The sequence below is a fragment of the Paenibacillus marchantiae genome, assembly GCF_028771845.1.
GTDB classification, from domain to species: Bacteria; Bacillota; Bacilli; order Paenibacillales; family Paenibacillaceae; genus Paenibacillus; species Paenibacillus marchantiae.
Window position 1 is genome coordinate 294,095 of sequence record NZ_CP118270.1, and the last position, 12,947, is coordinate 307,041.

Sequence of the window (12,947 nt, forward strand, 5' to 3'; positions counted from 1 at the left end):
CTATTACTGATTCATGGTGTCTGAGGTACAGCGCTGGCTTTACGGGCCGCACCTCTCTTATATGGTGAACTTCAGCATCCCACTGACCACATCATTATGGCTTGGATTTTTTTAGTTTGCCGCCTCTAGCATATTTGGATAACTCTTTGGGTGGCGCAAAACGCGCATACATACGGAACACAGTCTTGTAGCGACTCGCTATGGCGTATTTAATTTCTTGATCGAGACGGTTGTCACTTAAGTCGAACAACATTTCATCAAGCTCTTTGCGCAATACATAATCCAGTTCCTTGCATTCCTTCTCGTTAAACAGCATACCCAGCATTAGAGTTCTCCTTTTTCTGCATATGGATAATGGCGTGTCCCAGTGTATGTCATATTCGAGCCCCTTTAATTCAGGCTATATATCGGACAGCGCCGGTTTTAGTAGCAAACCCAGGATCATCTTTATTTGTCCTTTGGTGGTTGCTATTGAAACCCGTTTTATTGTTATGGTCAACTTTCTGAAAATTTATGAATGTCATCCCATACAAATTTATCCTCGCACCAGGCTGTAGGTAAGTGTACTTTCAATAATCGCTGCAACAAGTAGCAAAATAACAATCCAGCAGGATGCAGTTACCGTTGTGCGCATAAACGCACTCCATTGGCTACCAATCGTATTTCGTTTCTCCCCGCCAAATTGACCAAGACTTTTGAGAGCTAATCCACCAAACCTTAAACCGAATGCACAAGCGATAATAATTACCGGAATTTCAATAATGCCATGTGGAAGAAGTCCTTTTACAACAATATCAAAGAAGCTGGCCCCATAGTTCATTGTGGTGTGTACCAGAAAACCGATAACCATGCCATTGATTAACAGGAAAACGACAGGCAGAATGCCAAAGAAGATACCGGCATAGATCACGAGTACACTTTTGATGGCGTTATTGAAAAAGATAAAGAGGAAGAAGTTCCATTGCACATTGTTCCCCTGCTCCAGCCGCTCACTAACCTCCCTTAGTCCCCCGATTTGATTCAACAATATATCCTCAAGTGTTCCTGTACTCACCCATCCCGTGCCTATTCCAACAACAAACAATACGATCGACCAGATTAATGCACCACGAATGGAACCTAAAGCTCTAAGAAATGTACTGAATTTTAACATAATATCCTCCTGTGGAACCAAGATGTTGGACAAACAAACGTCTGATACGAATAACTGCGAGGTACGAGCATACATTGGAGAGTAAACAAGCATTTCTTATGGGAGAGGGGCGCTTATTGAAATGAACTCGTTCTATGTATTTAGCGGCAAAAAGATCAAACGTTTCCTGATTGTGCTGGTTGCTGCCGTCTTTGCTATCGGGATTATTTATCTGGAGAGCGGCAATATTTCTGTATTCTCGGAGGATGCACCATCCGCCGTATACAGCGTTCCAACCGAGAAGAAGGTTATTGCACTCACCTTTGACATTAGCTGGGGAGATAAAAGGACAGAGCCTATTCTGAAGGTCCTCCAAGAAAATAAAGTTCAGAAGGCCACTTTCTTCTTGTCCTCCCCCTGGAGTAAGACACACCCCGAGATTGTAACAGCCATCAAAGACGCAGGATACGAAATCGGCAGCCATGGTCACAAGCATGATAATTACAGCAGCCTGACTGAAGAGGAAATCCGCAAGGAAATTTCGACAGCTCATAGCATTTTAACCGATTTAACGGGAAAAGAACCGAAATTGCTGCGTCTACCTAATGGCGACTTTGACAAACGTGTTCTCCAGGTTGCCAGCAGTCTGAATTATCAGGTTGTCCAATGGGACACCGATTCGCAGGATTGGAAGAACCCTGGTGTACAGACCATTGTTGATCGTGTAGTTAGCAAGGCGCATCCTGGTGACATTGTGCTGCTGCACGCTAGTGATTCCTCGAAACAAACGCATGAAGCATTACCCGTCATTATCGACAAGTTAAAAAATCAAGGGTATGAATTCGTGACGGTTTCTGAGCTGCTTAACCATTCAAGTGTCAAAGGTACGGAAGTTCGCGACCAAGCCAGTGCACAGTAAACATGAATTAAAGCAGTATTGCTGAGGCAAACTGTATACTTCCCTTCTGTACTCCATGCCTTGTAAAAAGGCGCTGAAGCGCCATAAATGAAAAGAGCTAACCAGGTTAGCTCTTTTTGGCGTTTTTTTTAAGATAATCGCTACGCATGACTTTCTTGTACCTCGGTCTTTCCACTCACCCGCTGCTCCATGGACCCATCTACCAGCCTGTGCAATATCAGCATTTGGTATGCATTACAGATTAACAGTGGAACCACAATAAAGATGGTAGCCGCATTCACATCAATTCGCAGCACACCGATCGTTTCCACCACGGTAACAGCCACCATGAAAAAGAGTGTAGGCACCAGCGCCGAAATATGTGTCTTTTTCACCTTTACGTAAGCGGTAACAATTCCAGCTGCCAAAATAATGATTCCAAGCACAATATCGGATAGCCGTTCTCGTTCCCCACCAACAAACAAACGTAAAAACATGACATCAAGCAATGCCAAAACGGTTAGAACAATCTGTACAATTTGCCAACTGCGTTTCGAAAATACACCTTTGCCCATATAGTTCAATATCAAGTATGCGAAAAAACCCATTTGCGAATACACGCTAATCATAATACCGGAACCAAACAAGATCAGGAGATAAATTAGAAAATCGGTCATTCCATTCGTTTTTTCTCCATTAACCAGCATCATAATTAGACCCGTCACTAATGATCCTGCAGCCCCTATAAGCAAGGCTGACCAAAATAGGAAAAACCATTTACGTAAATTCAAATGTTTTCCACCCCCGAGAGTTTATTTTACCAACCTTCACAGCAAAAAACCATCATCATTCAACATATTTAGCGGTTTCCCATCACATACTACATCCAGTATCTAATCAAGGAGGGGTTGTGCACATGAAACGGCCTTTGTGGCAGTTATGCTGTGTCGTACTTGGACTATCCGTCATGCTCGCCGGCTGTGGCTCAGATCAGAATTATTCGCCTCCTCAGGGCGGTTATAAAGAGATGAAAACGATGGTCGTGGATATTCTCAAAAGTGACGAAGGTAAAAAGGCGGTCGAGGAAGCTCTCACTGGACAAAGTTCTTCTGGTGGTGGCGAAGGCGGCGCTTCTGGCCAAAGTGGAGCTTCTGGCGGTGGATCTGGAACAGTGGGTATGAAAATGTTAATGCCTATGCAATCTTCAGAACAAATACGTATAGCTGTAAAAGATACCATCACGGCTCCTGAATACCAGAAGGAATTCGAGAAAATTATGACGGATCCACAGTTTGCAGGTGAATTCGCCAAAGTGATCAACTCCCAAAGCAAGCAACTGCATATGCAATTAATCAAAGATCCAACGTATCAAAAATCCATTGGGGATGTCATGAAATCTCCTGAAGTGTCCAAGATGTTCATGGATATGACCAAAACGCCAGAATATCGTAAACAAACGATGACCGTTATGCAGGAAGTCATGCAAAATCCTTTATTCCGGATGGAAGTGCTGACTTTGCTTAAAAAGGTAGTACAGGATGAGTTGCAACCCAAAACAGAACAAGGCGGCAAACAGGAGGGCCAAAGCAAAGACGACAATGGGGATGGCGGAAGTGGCAGCAGTGACGGTAGTAGTGATGGTAACAGTGGTGGCGACGGAAGTAATGGAGGATCGTAAGTTGATCATACTTCAAAGTTAAAAGTTATCACATGTTGAAAAAAAGCCCACATCCATGGATGTGGGCCTTTTTATATATTTTACGTCATTAGAAAATTTAAAACTTGGCATCAACAGTTTGGGCAACCTCGTCGTAGATCGCACCGATGCTTGAATCCGCTTTATACACGGATGGTGAAAAATCCGGCTCCGAAATATGATTATCCGGCGCTCCCAGTGGAATCTGCGCAAGCAGCTCTGTATGAAGACTCTCGGCAAGAGTACCCCCACCGCCCCGTCCAAATACATAATCTTTCTCTCCGCATTTGCTGCATTCATAATAAGCCATGTTCTCTACCACACCAAGCAGCTCATGTTCCGTCTGAATGGCCATGGCACCTGCACGTGCAGCTACAAAGGCAGCGGTTGCATGAGGTGTTGTAACGATGATTTCTTTGCTGTGAGGCAGCATCTGGTGTACGTCTAGTGCGACATCCCCCGTACCCGGAGGCAGATCAAGCAGCATATAATCCAACTCTCCCCAGTTTACATCGGTAAAGAATTGGCGCAACATCCGCCCCAACATAGGTCCACGCCAGATCACCGGGTTATTCTCTCGAATAAAGAATCCCATCGACATCACTTTTACACCGAAACGCTCAACGGGTTGGATAACCCCGTCCTCAACGACTGGATATTCCTCAATTCCCATCATGTCAGGTACACTGAAGCCATATATATCTGCATCAATCAAGCCAACCTTCTTGCCTTGACGTGCCAGAGCTGCAGCCAAATTAACGGTTACCGTCGATTTGCCGACGCCGCCTTTACCACTAGCAACAGCAATAAAACGTACGCCGGATTCAGGACTTAACAACTCATGTCCGTCCAGCCCTGCTGCATGGCCTTTGACAAGCACTTCGTCCTGGTCTTCCTCATGATCCGCTTGTCCTATGTTCAGGCTCTCACGCTCATGCTCTGACGCTGCACGCAGACGAATATGTACATCATTCACTCCGTGTTGGGACAACAGGTTGCGCGCGGCATCGCTTAGAGCAGTTGTATCCTCTGTGCGGTTCTCCAGCGTCACCATAGTAAGAGCAACATGATTTTCTTTAACCATGACATCACGGACCCACTGCAGTTCAGTCAAACTTACGCCCAATTGCGGTTCCTGCAACGGCTGCAATAGTTCAAGTATCTGTTCTTTTGATAACATCAGACAGCACCTCAGCTTTATCTATTGGCATGTAATTAGGTATGCTGATTCAATTATATCATTACCTTTCTCATTGTGACTAACTTTTAGGACGTTCTCCTGACGAATAACGGAGAATCCCGTTATAGATGGATGCAGCCACTTTACGCTGATAGGTTTCATCTGCAAGAAGACGCGCCTCTTCCGGGTGAGAAAGGAACCCTACCTCCACCAGTGCCGAGGGAATTTTTAACGCCTGGAGCAAATAAACGGTATTTACCGTTTTCGCGATTCGATCTGTATTTTCCAGATTACGAATCATTTCTTGCTGAAGCAGATTGGCTAATCCTGCATTATCGGGATGATTGGGTGTATAAAAAACTTGAGCGCCACTCCAGCGGTTCGAAGGTACACTGTTCATATGAATGCTGATAAAGAGATCTGCCTGCTTATCCTCGATTCTTCTTACTCTTTGTTTCAGATCTTCCGTCTTGCGTTTGGAGTAACCTTTCGTATCTGAAGCAGCCAAATCGGTGTCTATTTCTCGGGTCATCACAACCAAGGCCCCTGCTTGCTGCAGATAATCTCGTACGTACAGCGCAATGGATAAATTGATATCTTTCTCAATGACTCCCTGCTTACTCACTGCTCCCCCATCTGGCCCACCATGTCCTGCATCAATGGCAATGACTTTTCCCGCTAATGGCAGCCCCCAGTAACCGGACATTTTGGAGGAGGGCAACTCATAAGTCACCACCGCCACAAACATGGCAAGCAAACAAAGGCTTAACATGACCCTCTTCATGGTGCGTAACCTAATCCAGATCACAAAGTGCTTCCCCATATTTTTACGCATAAAAAAACCACCTCGTCCCTTTAAATGACTCTAATCATCTATATGGGACAAGATGGACAAATATACCGTTAGGAGCGGACTTGCTCTGCCATTCCTTCAATCAGCACCTCAGCTACCTCTGGGCGCGTAAATTCAGGTGGAGGGCATTGGCCATCTCGTAGCAAGCCACGTACTTTCGTGCCAGACAGAGCCATGTGGTGTTCTTTATCATGCGGGCAGGTTTTGCTTGATGCCATGTTGCCACATTTGGTGCAGAAAAAACTATGTTCAAAGAACAAAGGCGTGATACCGAGTTCTTCCGGTGTGAAGTTAGTAAAGATCTCCTGCGCTTCATACGTTCCGTAGTAGTCACCCACACCTGCATGGTCGCGACCTACAATAAAGTGAGTACAACCATAATTTTTACGTACCATCGCGTGGAAAATGGCCTCTCTTGGACCAGCATACCGCATAGCTGCCGGAAATACGCCTAGAAACGCACGATCAGCCGGATAATAGTTCTCCAGCAAAACCAGATAACTCTTCATTCGTACATCGGCAGGCACGTCATCAGACTTCGTTTCGCCTACAAGCGGATTTAAGAACAGGGCGTCCACAATCTCCATTGCACTCTTCTGAATGTACTCATGGGCACGATGGACCGGATTACGTGTCTGAAAGCCAACAACCGTCTTCCAGCCCTTATCCTGGAACGTTTTCCGTGTCTCAGCAGGATCATAATAGAACTGTTCGAACTTGGCCGGTTTGGGACGATTCAGCACTTGAATTGGACCTCCTACATACGTTGCAGGTCGTTCCAGCAGTTTCTTCACACCCGGGTGCTCTGGATCATCCGTCTTGAAGACACGACGTGCTTCTTCACCCTGATCTACTTTATATAAGCTCTTCACTTCCAGCAATCCATAGGTTACTCCGTCATTATCGCCAATAAGTGCCACAGTCTCACCGATCTGGAGTGATGCAGCCTGCTGCTCATCTACAGCTAAGGTAATGGGGATACTCCAGACTGTTCCGTCAGCAAGACGCATACGAGATATAACTGAAAGATAGTCTTCTTCATTCATGAAACCTTGAAGCGGTGAGAATGCACCCACACCAATGAGATCCAAATCCGAAATTGTCCAGCTGTTAATACGTAAAGAGGACAGTTTCTCACTCTCTCGTAATAATTGTTCCCGTTCTTCTCCTTGTACGACACGCTGTATCAGCGTACCTCCATGAGGCAGAATCGAAGTCATCTTGTCAGCTCCCTGTTTCACCATTTTTTATATCATCAAGAATGATTCTAGTGCATTATTAAGTCCATCACTTATTCTGAATAAATTATTTATGAAGACCACATTCCGTTTTTTCGTTCCCAGACCAGCGTCCCGCACGTGGATCTTCTCCTGGCATAACCTGACGTGTGCAATACTCACAACCGATACTCGGGTAATTTTGATCATGCAGCGGATTGTACACAACATTATTAACACGAATATAATCCCATACATCCTCTGTAGTCCAATGTGCAATCGGGTTGAACTTCATAAGTCCAAACTTAGCATCATATTCGACCTTTTTGGAATTTGCACGTGTCGGTGCTTGATCTCTCCGAATACCGGTAATCCATGCATCATACTGGGATAGAATACGTGTCAGCGGCTCAACCTTCCGAATATTACAGCAAGCATTAGGATCCGACTTCCACAATTGTTCTCCATGTTGAGCTGCCTGCTCCTCCGGAGTAATTTTCGGAGCCACACGTACAAAATCAAGATTGTATTTCTCTTTCATTTTGTCACGAGTTTCGTATGTCTCCTTAAAATGAAAATCAGTATCTAGATAAAATATATCCGTGGATGGGCTAATCTTCTGAAGCATATCTACAAGTACAACATCCTCCGCACCGAAGCTGCATGCAAAAGTGATATTTGGAAACGTCTCAATAGCATAACGAATAATATCCTCTGGACTTGCGTTTTCCAATTCTTCAGCCTTCGTCCGTGCAAGTTCTTCTTTCTCCAACAAGTTCATGTCTGCATTTCCCCCATTCTGCATTTCAACAATCACTAAAGCCGACTAATCTAATATGAATTATGTATAGTATAAATCTTTCATGGGGGATGTCAATGCCTGCCATATGGTAAAAAACATCAGTTTCGGCCCATTTTTTTGTTGTTCGTTTTGAATATAATTTGGTGTTAATTATGCATTTAAACGATTTGTGGATAAAAGCATCCATGTGTAACGTCTTCGACTTTTATTTTATCCTTATCTCTTCGTCATGAAATCCTTTGCCACTGCTGGGTTTATGGTGCCAATTTGATAAAACGATGTATAGAATAACTCTATAGAATCGAAGGAATATAGAAAAACGAGAAGGATTTAATAATGAGATAAATGCGGGAATCCTATTCTTCAATTGTAAGGGACCTTTATCAAAACCATAAGAAAAACTGATGAAAATTGAGAATGAAAAATGAATGATTACAACCATTATGATGTTCCTAACCTGCAAATTTGATCTTTGTGCTATAGGAGGGTTGCGTTTACTGGAGTATTAGCTGGAGGAAGAAACTTTAACCGATACAGAGGAACCCGAAGCTACTTTGGTGCATCTTCTAAAGTAAAGAACATTTAATACACCTATTGATCTGTAAATACAAAAAAGCCTTTGACCGAGGCCAAAGGCTTGTAATGCATATTAACGTTTGGAGAACTGAGGTGCGCGACGTGCGGCTTTGAGACCGTATTTTTTACGCTCTTTCATCCGTGGGTCACGAGTCAGGAATCCTGCTTTTTTCAGGGAAGCACGGTATTCCGGATCTGCTTTCAACAGAGCGCGGGAGATACCATGACGGATTGCGCCGGCTTGACCGGAGATTCCGCCACCATGAGCAATAACAAGAACGTCATAGTTGTTGAGCGTTTCTGTCAAGTTCAGTGGTTGTTTTACGATCCAGTTTGAGTGTTTCCAAACCGAAGTATTCATTAATATCACGTTTATTGATGACAATGCGTCCTTCACCCGGTACAAGGCGAACACGTGCTACCGAATGTTTACGACGACCTGTCCCATAGTATTGTACTTGTGCCATGAAACTGTCCTCCTTTTAATTAACCGCGAAGTTCGTAAACTTCTGGTTTTTGTGCTGCATGTGGATGCTCAGTGCCTCTGTACGCTTTAAGTCTCAACTTCATTTTCTCGCCCATGCGAGTTTTAGGAAGCATACCGCGAACAGCCAATTCCAACATACGCTCAGGTTTGTTTTTAACCATCTCTTCAGCTGTAGTTACTTTCAAACCACCTGGGTGCATTGAGTGACGGTAGTATTTTTTACCTTGCATTTTCTTACCAGTCAATACGATTTTCTCAGCATTGATGATAACAACGAAATCGCCAGTGTCCACATGTGGAGTGAATTGTGGCTTGTGTTTGCCGCGAATCAAAGCTGCCGCTTCGCTCGCCAAACGTCCGAGGGTTTTGCCTTCAGCATCAATGATGTGCCATTGGCGCTCAACTTCGTTAGGCTTCGCCATGTACGTAGTACGCATGAAAAGTTCCTCCTTAAAATGTTCAAAATCATCATTTTCATTTATCTTCGTTCGTTAAGTTATAACTTTAGGTGTTGATGGATTGTAAATTTGATGTGAACCTCTTAATTGGGGCTGTGGGAAAGCCATTAAGAAAACACAACTTTTATATTACATGATAGGCGATTAAATCGCAAGTGTTAATTAAGCTTTTCACTCACCAAATTTAATCTTTTTTGTATTCAAGATCCCAGAGCATTAAACCGCAGCTAACTGCAGTAGGTCCTGCAGCAGATCGATTACATGCAGCAATCATATTTGGTACATCAGAGGCTTTCCGTTTGCCCTCTCCGATCTCCAGCAGTGTACCTACAATGATACGAACCATATGCTGCAAAAAGCCGTTACCACTCAAATAAATGTGAATGACACCCTGATCGCGCGGATGGTCTCTGCACATTGATCGGTCCACTTCCATCCATGCTTCGTACACCGAACGGACATGATTCTCTTTCTGAGACTTGCGTGAAGCAAAAGAGGTAAAATCATACGTCCCTATGAAATGTCGTAAGCCCTCCTGCATTGCCATAATATCAAGCTTCGCATGATGATGATATTGCAGTCTTCTGTTGAATACATCCGGAAATTGATTCGCATTGACTGTATAACGATACGTTTTCTTTTTCGCTGCATAGCGAGAATGAAAATCAGCCGAAACTTCAATCGCATCAATAACGACAATATCGGAGGGTAATCTGGAGTTGAGTGCAATACACCAACGTTCAATCGGGATCTGGGACTCCGTAGGAAAATTGAAGATTTGTCTGCGGGCGTGAACACCTGCATCTGTTCGGCCTGAACCTGTAATTTTAACCTTCTCACCGGTTAAAGCACGAATCGCATCTTCAAGATGATCCTGAATGGTATTCCCACCCGGCTGTACTTGGAAGCCGAAATAGGCAGTGCCATCATAAGTTAACGTCATACATAAGTTCCGCATTATTACCACACCTTTGTTCCATACTATACATATCCCTATCCCGAACAGCAAAAGAAGCCCCTTACGGAGCTTCTATTACAGCACGAATTCCGAAATGAAGAGAAAAAAAGGGTTAATCCAGAATCGTTGATTCTGTCCCCTTTCCTCATCTCATCTGTTTTACGCGCGGTCTACCAGTTCCAAGTAAACCATTGGCGCTGCGTCACCACGACGAGGTCCCAGTTTCAAGATACGAGTGTATCCACCTGGACGCTCAGCGTAACGACCGGACAATTCGCTAAACAGTTTTTGGATTGCATCTTGCTCACCATCGATAGTTTCGCGGCGAACATAAGCTGCCACTTGGCGACGGGCATGAAGATCTCCCTTTTTCGCTTTAGTGATCAGTTTTTCAGCAATAGAACGAACCTCTTTTGCTTTCGCTTCAGTTGTCTGAATGCGTTCGTATAAGAACAGGTCGGTTACCAGGTCACGGAACAAAGCTTTACGTGCGCTGGAATTACGGCCCAACTTTTGGTATGCCATTGTTTTCCCTCCTTCACTTCAAGCACTCGGCTGTCTATTCTTCTGTACGGAGTCCCAAACCAAGTTCCTCAAGCTTCTCTTGAACTTCTTCCAAAGACTTGCGTCCGAGGTTACGGACTTTCATCATGTCTTCTTCTGTTTTCGTAGTCAGCTCTTGTACGGTATTAATACCGGCACGTTTGAGGCAGTTGTAGGAACGAACAGAGAGATCCAGCTCTTCGATCGTCATTTCGAGTACTTTTTCTTTTTTGTCTTCTTCTTTTTCGACCATAATCTCTGCATCTTTCGCTTCGTCTGTAAGACCCACGAAGAGCATCAGATGCTCGGTCAAAATTTTAGCGCCAAGGCTTACAGCCTCTTCAGGACGAATACTTCCGTCAGTCCAAACTTCCAACGTGAGCTTGTCATAGTTGGTTACTTGGCCGACACGCGTATTTTCCACAGCGTAGTTAACGCGGCTGATCGGGGTGAAGATGGAATCGACTGGGATGACGCCGATCGGCTGGTCATCGCGTTTATTCCGATCTGCCTGGACGTAGCCGCGACCGCGATTGGCAAAAATACGCATGTGAAGTCTCGAACCTGGTCCGAGCGTAGCAATGTGCAAATCCGGGTTAAGAATTTCCACATCGGAGTCAGCACGGATATCTCCAGCCGTAATTGCTCCTTCGCCTTCAGCATCAATCTCGAGCACTTTCTCCTCATCAGAATGAATTTTAAGCGACAAAGCTTTCAGGTTAAGAATGACCTCCGTAACATCTTCCATTACGCCAGGAACTGTAGCAAATTCATGCAGAACGCCATCGATTTGAACCGAAGACACTGCCGCACCCGGCAGTGACGAGAGCAAGATTCGGCGAAGCGAGTTTCCAAGCGTCGTACCGTATCCGCGCTCCAGCGGTTCTACTACGAATTTCCCATAGGTGCCATCATCGTTGACGTCTACCGTCTCAATTTTCGGCTTTTCGATTTCAATCACTGCAATACCCCTCCTTCAAAACGTCGGTCCTCTATGAAACATTTACCTTCTCTTGCGAAAACATGTAGTAGTATGCCTAAACAACCATTATTAGCAGATTGTGCCGGAAATATACCACACGCAGGGGCAAATCTCATTAGACACGACGACGTTTTGGAGGACGGCATCCGTTATGCGGGACTGGAGTTACGTCTTTGATCAGGTTAACTTCAAGACCAGCAGCTTGCAAAGAGCGGATCGCTGCTTCACGGCCTGCGCCTGGTCCTTTAACCATAACCTCAACGGCTTTCATCCCATGTTCCATTGCAGCTTTGGCAGCAGTCTCAGCAGCCATTTGTGCAGCAAACGGAGTCGATTTACGGGAACCTCTGAATCCGAGGCCGCCGGAGCTTGCCCACGAAATTGCGTTTCCGTGAGGGTCCGTAATGGTAACGATAGTGTTATTGAACGTGGAGCGGATATGTGCCACGCCAGATTCAATATTTTTACGGTCACGACGTTTAGTACGTACGACTTTTTTCGGTTTAGCCATTTTCTCTTATCCCCCCTTATTATTTCTTCTTGTTCGCTACAGTACGACGAGGACCTTTACGAGTACGAGCATTCGTTTTCGTACGTTGTCCACGAACAGGCAGACCACGACGATGACGAACTCCACGGTAACAACCGATCTCCGTCAAACGTTTAATATTCAAAGAGATTTCACGACGCAGGTCACCTTCTACTTTGACCTCTTTGTCGATACTTTCACGCAATTTGCTGACTTCATCTTCCGTCAAATCACGGACACGAGTGTCCCGATTGATGCCTGTTGTGCTCAGAATTTTCTGGGAAGTCGTTTTACCGATTCCGAAAATATAAGTCAAGGCGATCTCAACGCGCTTATCACGTGGCAAATCCACACCAGCTATACGTGCCATTTTACGCTACACCCCCTTCTTTAACCTTGTTTTTGTTTGTGTTTCGGATTTTCACAGATAACCATAACATTCCCTTTGCGGCGAATGACTTTGCATTTTTCGCAAATCGGCTTGACCGAAGGTCTTACCTTCATGTGAATTACCTCCTCAAAGTTTTGCTAAGCAAAACCCTCTTCGTAAGCATTGACCTTGTTTTACCATTGTAAAACCGGCTTCGAAGCTTTCGCAAGTTTTGCCGGGCAAAACCCGCTTCATAAGCTTCACAG

16 protein-coding genes and 1 pseudogene are annotated in these 12,947 nt (G+C 44.7%); 2 read left to right on the forward strand and 15 right to left on the reverse strand.

The annotated features are described in order from the left end of the window. Positions 1 to 94 precede the first annotated feature (94 nt). Together PTQ21_RS01495 and PTQ21_RS01500 are read right to left on the reverse strand one after the other, a co-directional pair. Positions 95 to 325, reverse strand: coding sequence for a hypothetical protein (locus PTQ21_RS01495; RefSeq protein WP_017692114.1), 231 nt, complete (start codon positions 323 to 325; stop codon positions 95 to 97). A 210-nt stretch (positions 326 to 535) separates the two neighbouring features. Next, the gene (locus PTQ21_RS01500; RefSeq protein WP_269055111.1) at positions 536 to 1,153 is read right to left on the reverse strand and encodes a stage II sporulation protein M; all 618 of its coding nucleotides are present in this window, start codon (positions 1,151 to 1,153) and stop codon (positions 536 to 538) included. Positions 1,154 to 1,274: 121 nt separating this feature from the next. Between PTQ21_RS01500 and pdaB the strand changes: the two genes are divergently transcribed. Next, positions 1,275 to 2,051: a polysaccharide deacetylase family sporulation protein PdaB gene (gene pdaB / locus PTQ21_RS01505; RefSeq protein ID WP_063567436.1), complete on the forward strand. Its 777-nt coding sequence runs from the start codon at positions 1,275 to 1,277 to the stop codon at positions 2,049 to 2,051. A 140-nt stretch (positions 2,052 to 2,191) separates the two neighbouring features. Here pdaB and PTQ21_RS01510 read toward each other — a convergent pair whose 3' ends face one another. After that, positions 2,192 to 2,821 carry a KinB-signaling pathway activation protein gene (locus PTQ21_RS01510; protein WP_063567435.1) on the reverse strand — a complete coding sequence of 210 codons (630 nt, stop codon included), beginning with the start codon at positions 2,819 to 2,821 and terminating at the stop codon, positions 2,192 to 2,194. Positions 2,822 to 2,946: 125 nt separating this feature from the next. On the opposite strand from PTQ21_RS01510, the gene gerD reads away from it, so the two are divergent. Then, positions 2,947 to 3,708 (forward strand): spore germination lipoprotein GerD, encoded by a 762-nt coding sequence (gene gerD, locus PTQ21_RS01515; RefSeq protein WP_063567434.1) that lies wholly within the window; start codon positions 2,947 to 2,949, stop codon positions 3,706 to 3,708. A gap of 97 nt (positions 3,709 to 3,805) precedes the next feature. On the opposite strand, the gene PTQ21_RS01520 is transcribed toward gerD, so the two are convergent. From PTQ21_RS01520 to rpmJ, 12 genes and pseudogenes are all read right to left on the reverse strand, one after another. Further along, complete coding sequence (locus PTQ21_RS01520) at positions 3,806 to 4,906, reverse strand: Mrp/NBP35 family ATP-binding protein (protein ID WP_063567433.1); 1,101 nt, start codon at positions 4,904 to 4,906, stop codon at positions 3,806 to 3,808. A 79-nt stretch (positions 4,907 to 4,985) separates the two neighbouring features. Continuing rightward, complete coding sequence (gene cwlD, locus PTQ21_RS01525; RefSeq protein WP_063567432.1) at positions 4,986 to 5,741, reverse strand: N-acetylmuramoyl-L-alanine amidase CwlD; 756 nt, start codon at positions 5,739 to 5,741, stop codon at positions 4,986 to 4,988. A 68-nt stretch (positions 5,742 to 5,809) separates the two neighbouring features. Continuing rightward, positions 5,810 to 6,979, reverse strand: coding sequence for a sulfate adenylyltransferase (sat, locus tag PTQ21_RS01530; protein WP_079697656.1), 1,170 nt, complete (start codon positions 6,977 to 6,979; stop codon positions 5,810 to 5,812). 85 nt (positions 6,980 to 7,064) lie between these two features. After that, entirely contained in the window at positions 7,065 to 7,757 is a 693-nt protein-coding gene (locus PTQ21_RS01535) for a phosphoadenylyl-sulfate reductase (RefSeq protein WP_063567430.1), read from the reverse strand. A gap of 670 nt (positions 7,758 to 8,427) precedes the next feature. Beyond that, positions 8,428 to 8,821 (reverse strand): annotated as a pseudogene (gene rpsI / locus PTQ21_RS01540) (30S ribosomal protein S9). A 19-nt stretch (positions 8,822 to 8,840) separates the two neighbouring features. Continuing rightward, positions 8,841 to 9,278, reverse strand: coding sequence for a 50S ribosomal protein L13 (gene rplM / locus PTQ21_RS01545; protein WP_024633564.1), 438 nt, complete (start codon positions 9,276 to 9,278; stop codon positions 8,841 to 8,843). A gap of 205 nt (positions 9,279 to 9,483) precedes the next feature. Next, a complete protein-coding gene (gene truA / locus PTQ21_RS01550; RefSeq protein ID WP_074096562.1) occupies positions 9,484 to 10,257 on the reverse strand; it encodes a tRNA pseudouridine(38-40) synthase TruA in 774 nt (257 codons plus the stop codon). A 159-nt stretch (positions 10,258 to 10,416) separates the two neighbouring features. Next, positions 10,417 to 10,782: a 50S ribosomal protein L17 gene (rplQ, locus tag PTQ21_RS01555; protein WP_017692102.1), complete on the reverse strand. Its 366-nt coding sequence runs from the start codon at positions 10,780 to 10,782 to the stop codon at positions 10,417 to 10,419. A 34-nt stretch (positions 10,783 to 10,816) separates the two neighbouring features. After that, positions 10,817 to 11,761, reverse strand: coding sequence for a DNA-directed RNA polymerase subunit alpha (locus PTQ21_RS01560; protein WP_017692101.1), 945 nt, complete (start codon positions 11,759 to 11,761; stop codon positions 10,817 to 10,819). A 136-nt stretch (positions 11,762 to 11,897) separates the two neighbouring features. Continuing rightward, complete coding sequence (gene rpsK / locus PTQ21_RS01565; protein ID WP_017692100.1) at positions 11,898 to 12,293, reverse strand: 30S ribosomal protein S11; 396 nt, start codon at positions 12,291 to 12,293, stop codon at positions 11,898 to 11,900. Between the two features lie 19 nt (positions 12,294 to 12,312). Continuing rightward, on the reverse strand, positions 12,313 to 12,681 hold the full coding sequence (rpsM, locus tag PTQ21_RS01570) for a 30S ribosomal protein S13 (RefSeq protein WP_053779200.1): 369 nt from the start codon (positions 12,679 to 12,681) through the stop codon (positions 12,313 to 12,315). Positions 12,682 to 12,701: 20 nt separating this feature from the next. Further along, on the reverse strand, positions 12,702 to 12,815 hold the full coding sequence (gene rpmJ, locus PTQ21_RS01575; protein WP_003333770.1) for a 50S ribosomal protein L36: 114 nt from the start codon (positions 12,813 to 12,815) through the stop codon (positions 12,702 to 12,704). Positions 12,816 to 12,947: the final 132 nt, after the last annotated feature.

What these genes read in the sequence shown, in the direction of transcription:
- PTQ21_RS01500 (WP_269055111.1), bottom strand. Translation starts at nt 1,153, where the DNA reads ATGTTAAAATTCAGTACATTTCTTAGAGCTTTAGGTTCCATTCGTGGT.
- truA (WP_074096562.1), bottom strand. Translation starts at nt 10,257, where the DNA reads ATGCGGAACTTATGTATGACGTTAACTTATGATGGCACTGCCTATTTC.
- rpmJ (WP_003333770.1), bottom strand. Translation starts at nt 12,815, where the DNA reads ATGAAGGTAAGACCTTCGGTCAAGCCGATTTGCGAAAAATGCAAAGTC.
- gerD (WP_063567434.1), top strand. Translation starts at nt 2,947, where the DNA reads ATGAAACGGCCTTTGTGGCAGTTATGCTGTGTCGTACTTGGACTATCC.
- rpsM (WP_053779200.1), bottom strand. Translation starts at nt 12,681, where the DNA reads ATGGCACGTATAGCTGGTGTGGATTTGCCACGTGATAAGCGCGTTGAG.
- rplQ (WP_017692102.1), bottom strand. Translation starts at nt 10,782, where the DNA reads ATGGCATACCAAAAGTTGGGCCGTAATTCCAGCGCACGTAAAGCTTTG.
- pdaB (WP_063567436.1), top strand. Translation starts at nt 1,275, where the DNA reads ATGAACTCGTTCTATGTATTTAGCGGCAAAAAGATCAAACGTTTCCTG.
- PTQ21_RS01535 (WP_063567430.1), bottom strand. Translation starts at nt 7,757, where the DNA reads ATGAACTTGTTGGAGAAAGAAGAACTTGCACGGACGAAGGCTGAAGAA.
- cwlD (WP_063567432.1), bottom strand. Translation starts at nt 5,741, where the DNA reads ATGCGTAAAAATATGGGGAAGCACTTTGTGATCTGGATTAGGTTACGC.
- PTQ21_RS01495 (WP_017692114.1), bottom strand. Translation starts at nt 325, where the DNA reads ATGCTGGGTATGCTGTTTAACGAGAAGGAATGCAAGGAACTGGATTAT.
- sat (WP_079697656.1), bottom strand. Translation starts at nt 6,979, where the DNA reads ATGACTTCGATTCTGCCTCATGGAGGTACGCTGATACAGCGTGTCGTA.
- rplM (WP_024633564.1), bottom strand. Translation starts at nt 9,278, where the DNA reads ATGCGTACTACGTACATGGCGAAGCCTAACGAAGTTGAGCGCCAATGG.
- rpsK (WP_017692100.1), bottom strand. Translation starts at nt 12,293, where the DNA reads ATGGCTAAACCGAAAAAAGTCGTACGTACTAAACGTCGTGACCGTAAA.
- PTQ21_RS01520 (WP_063567433.1), bottom strand. Translation starts at nt 4,906, where the DNA reads ATGTTATCAAAAGAACAGATACTTGAACTATTGCAGCCGTTGCAGGAA.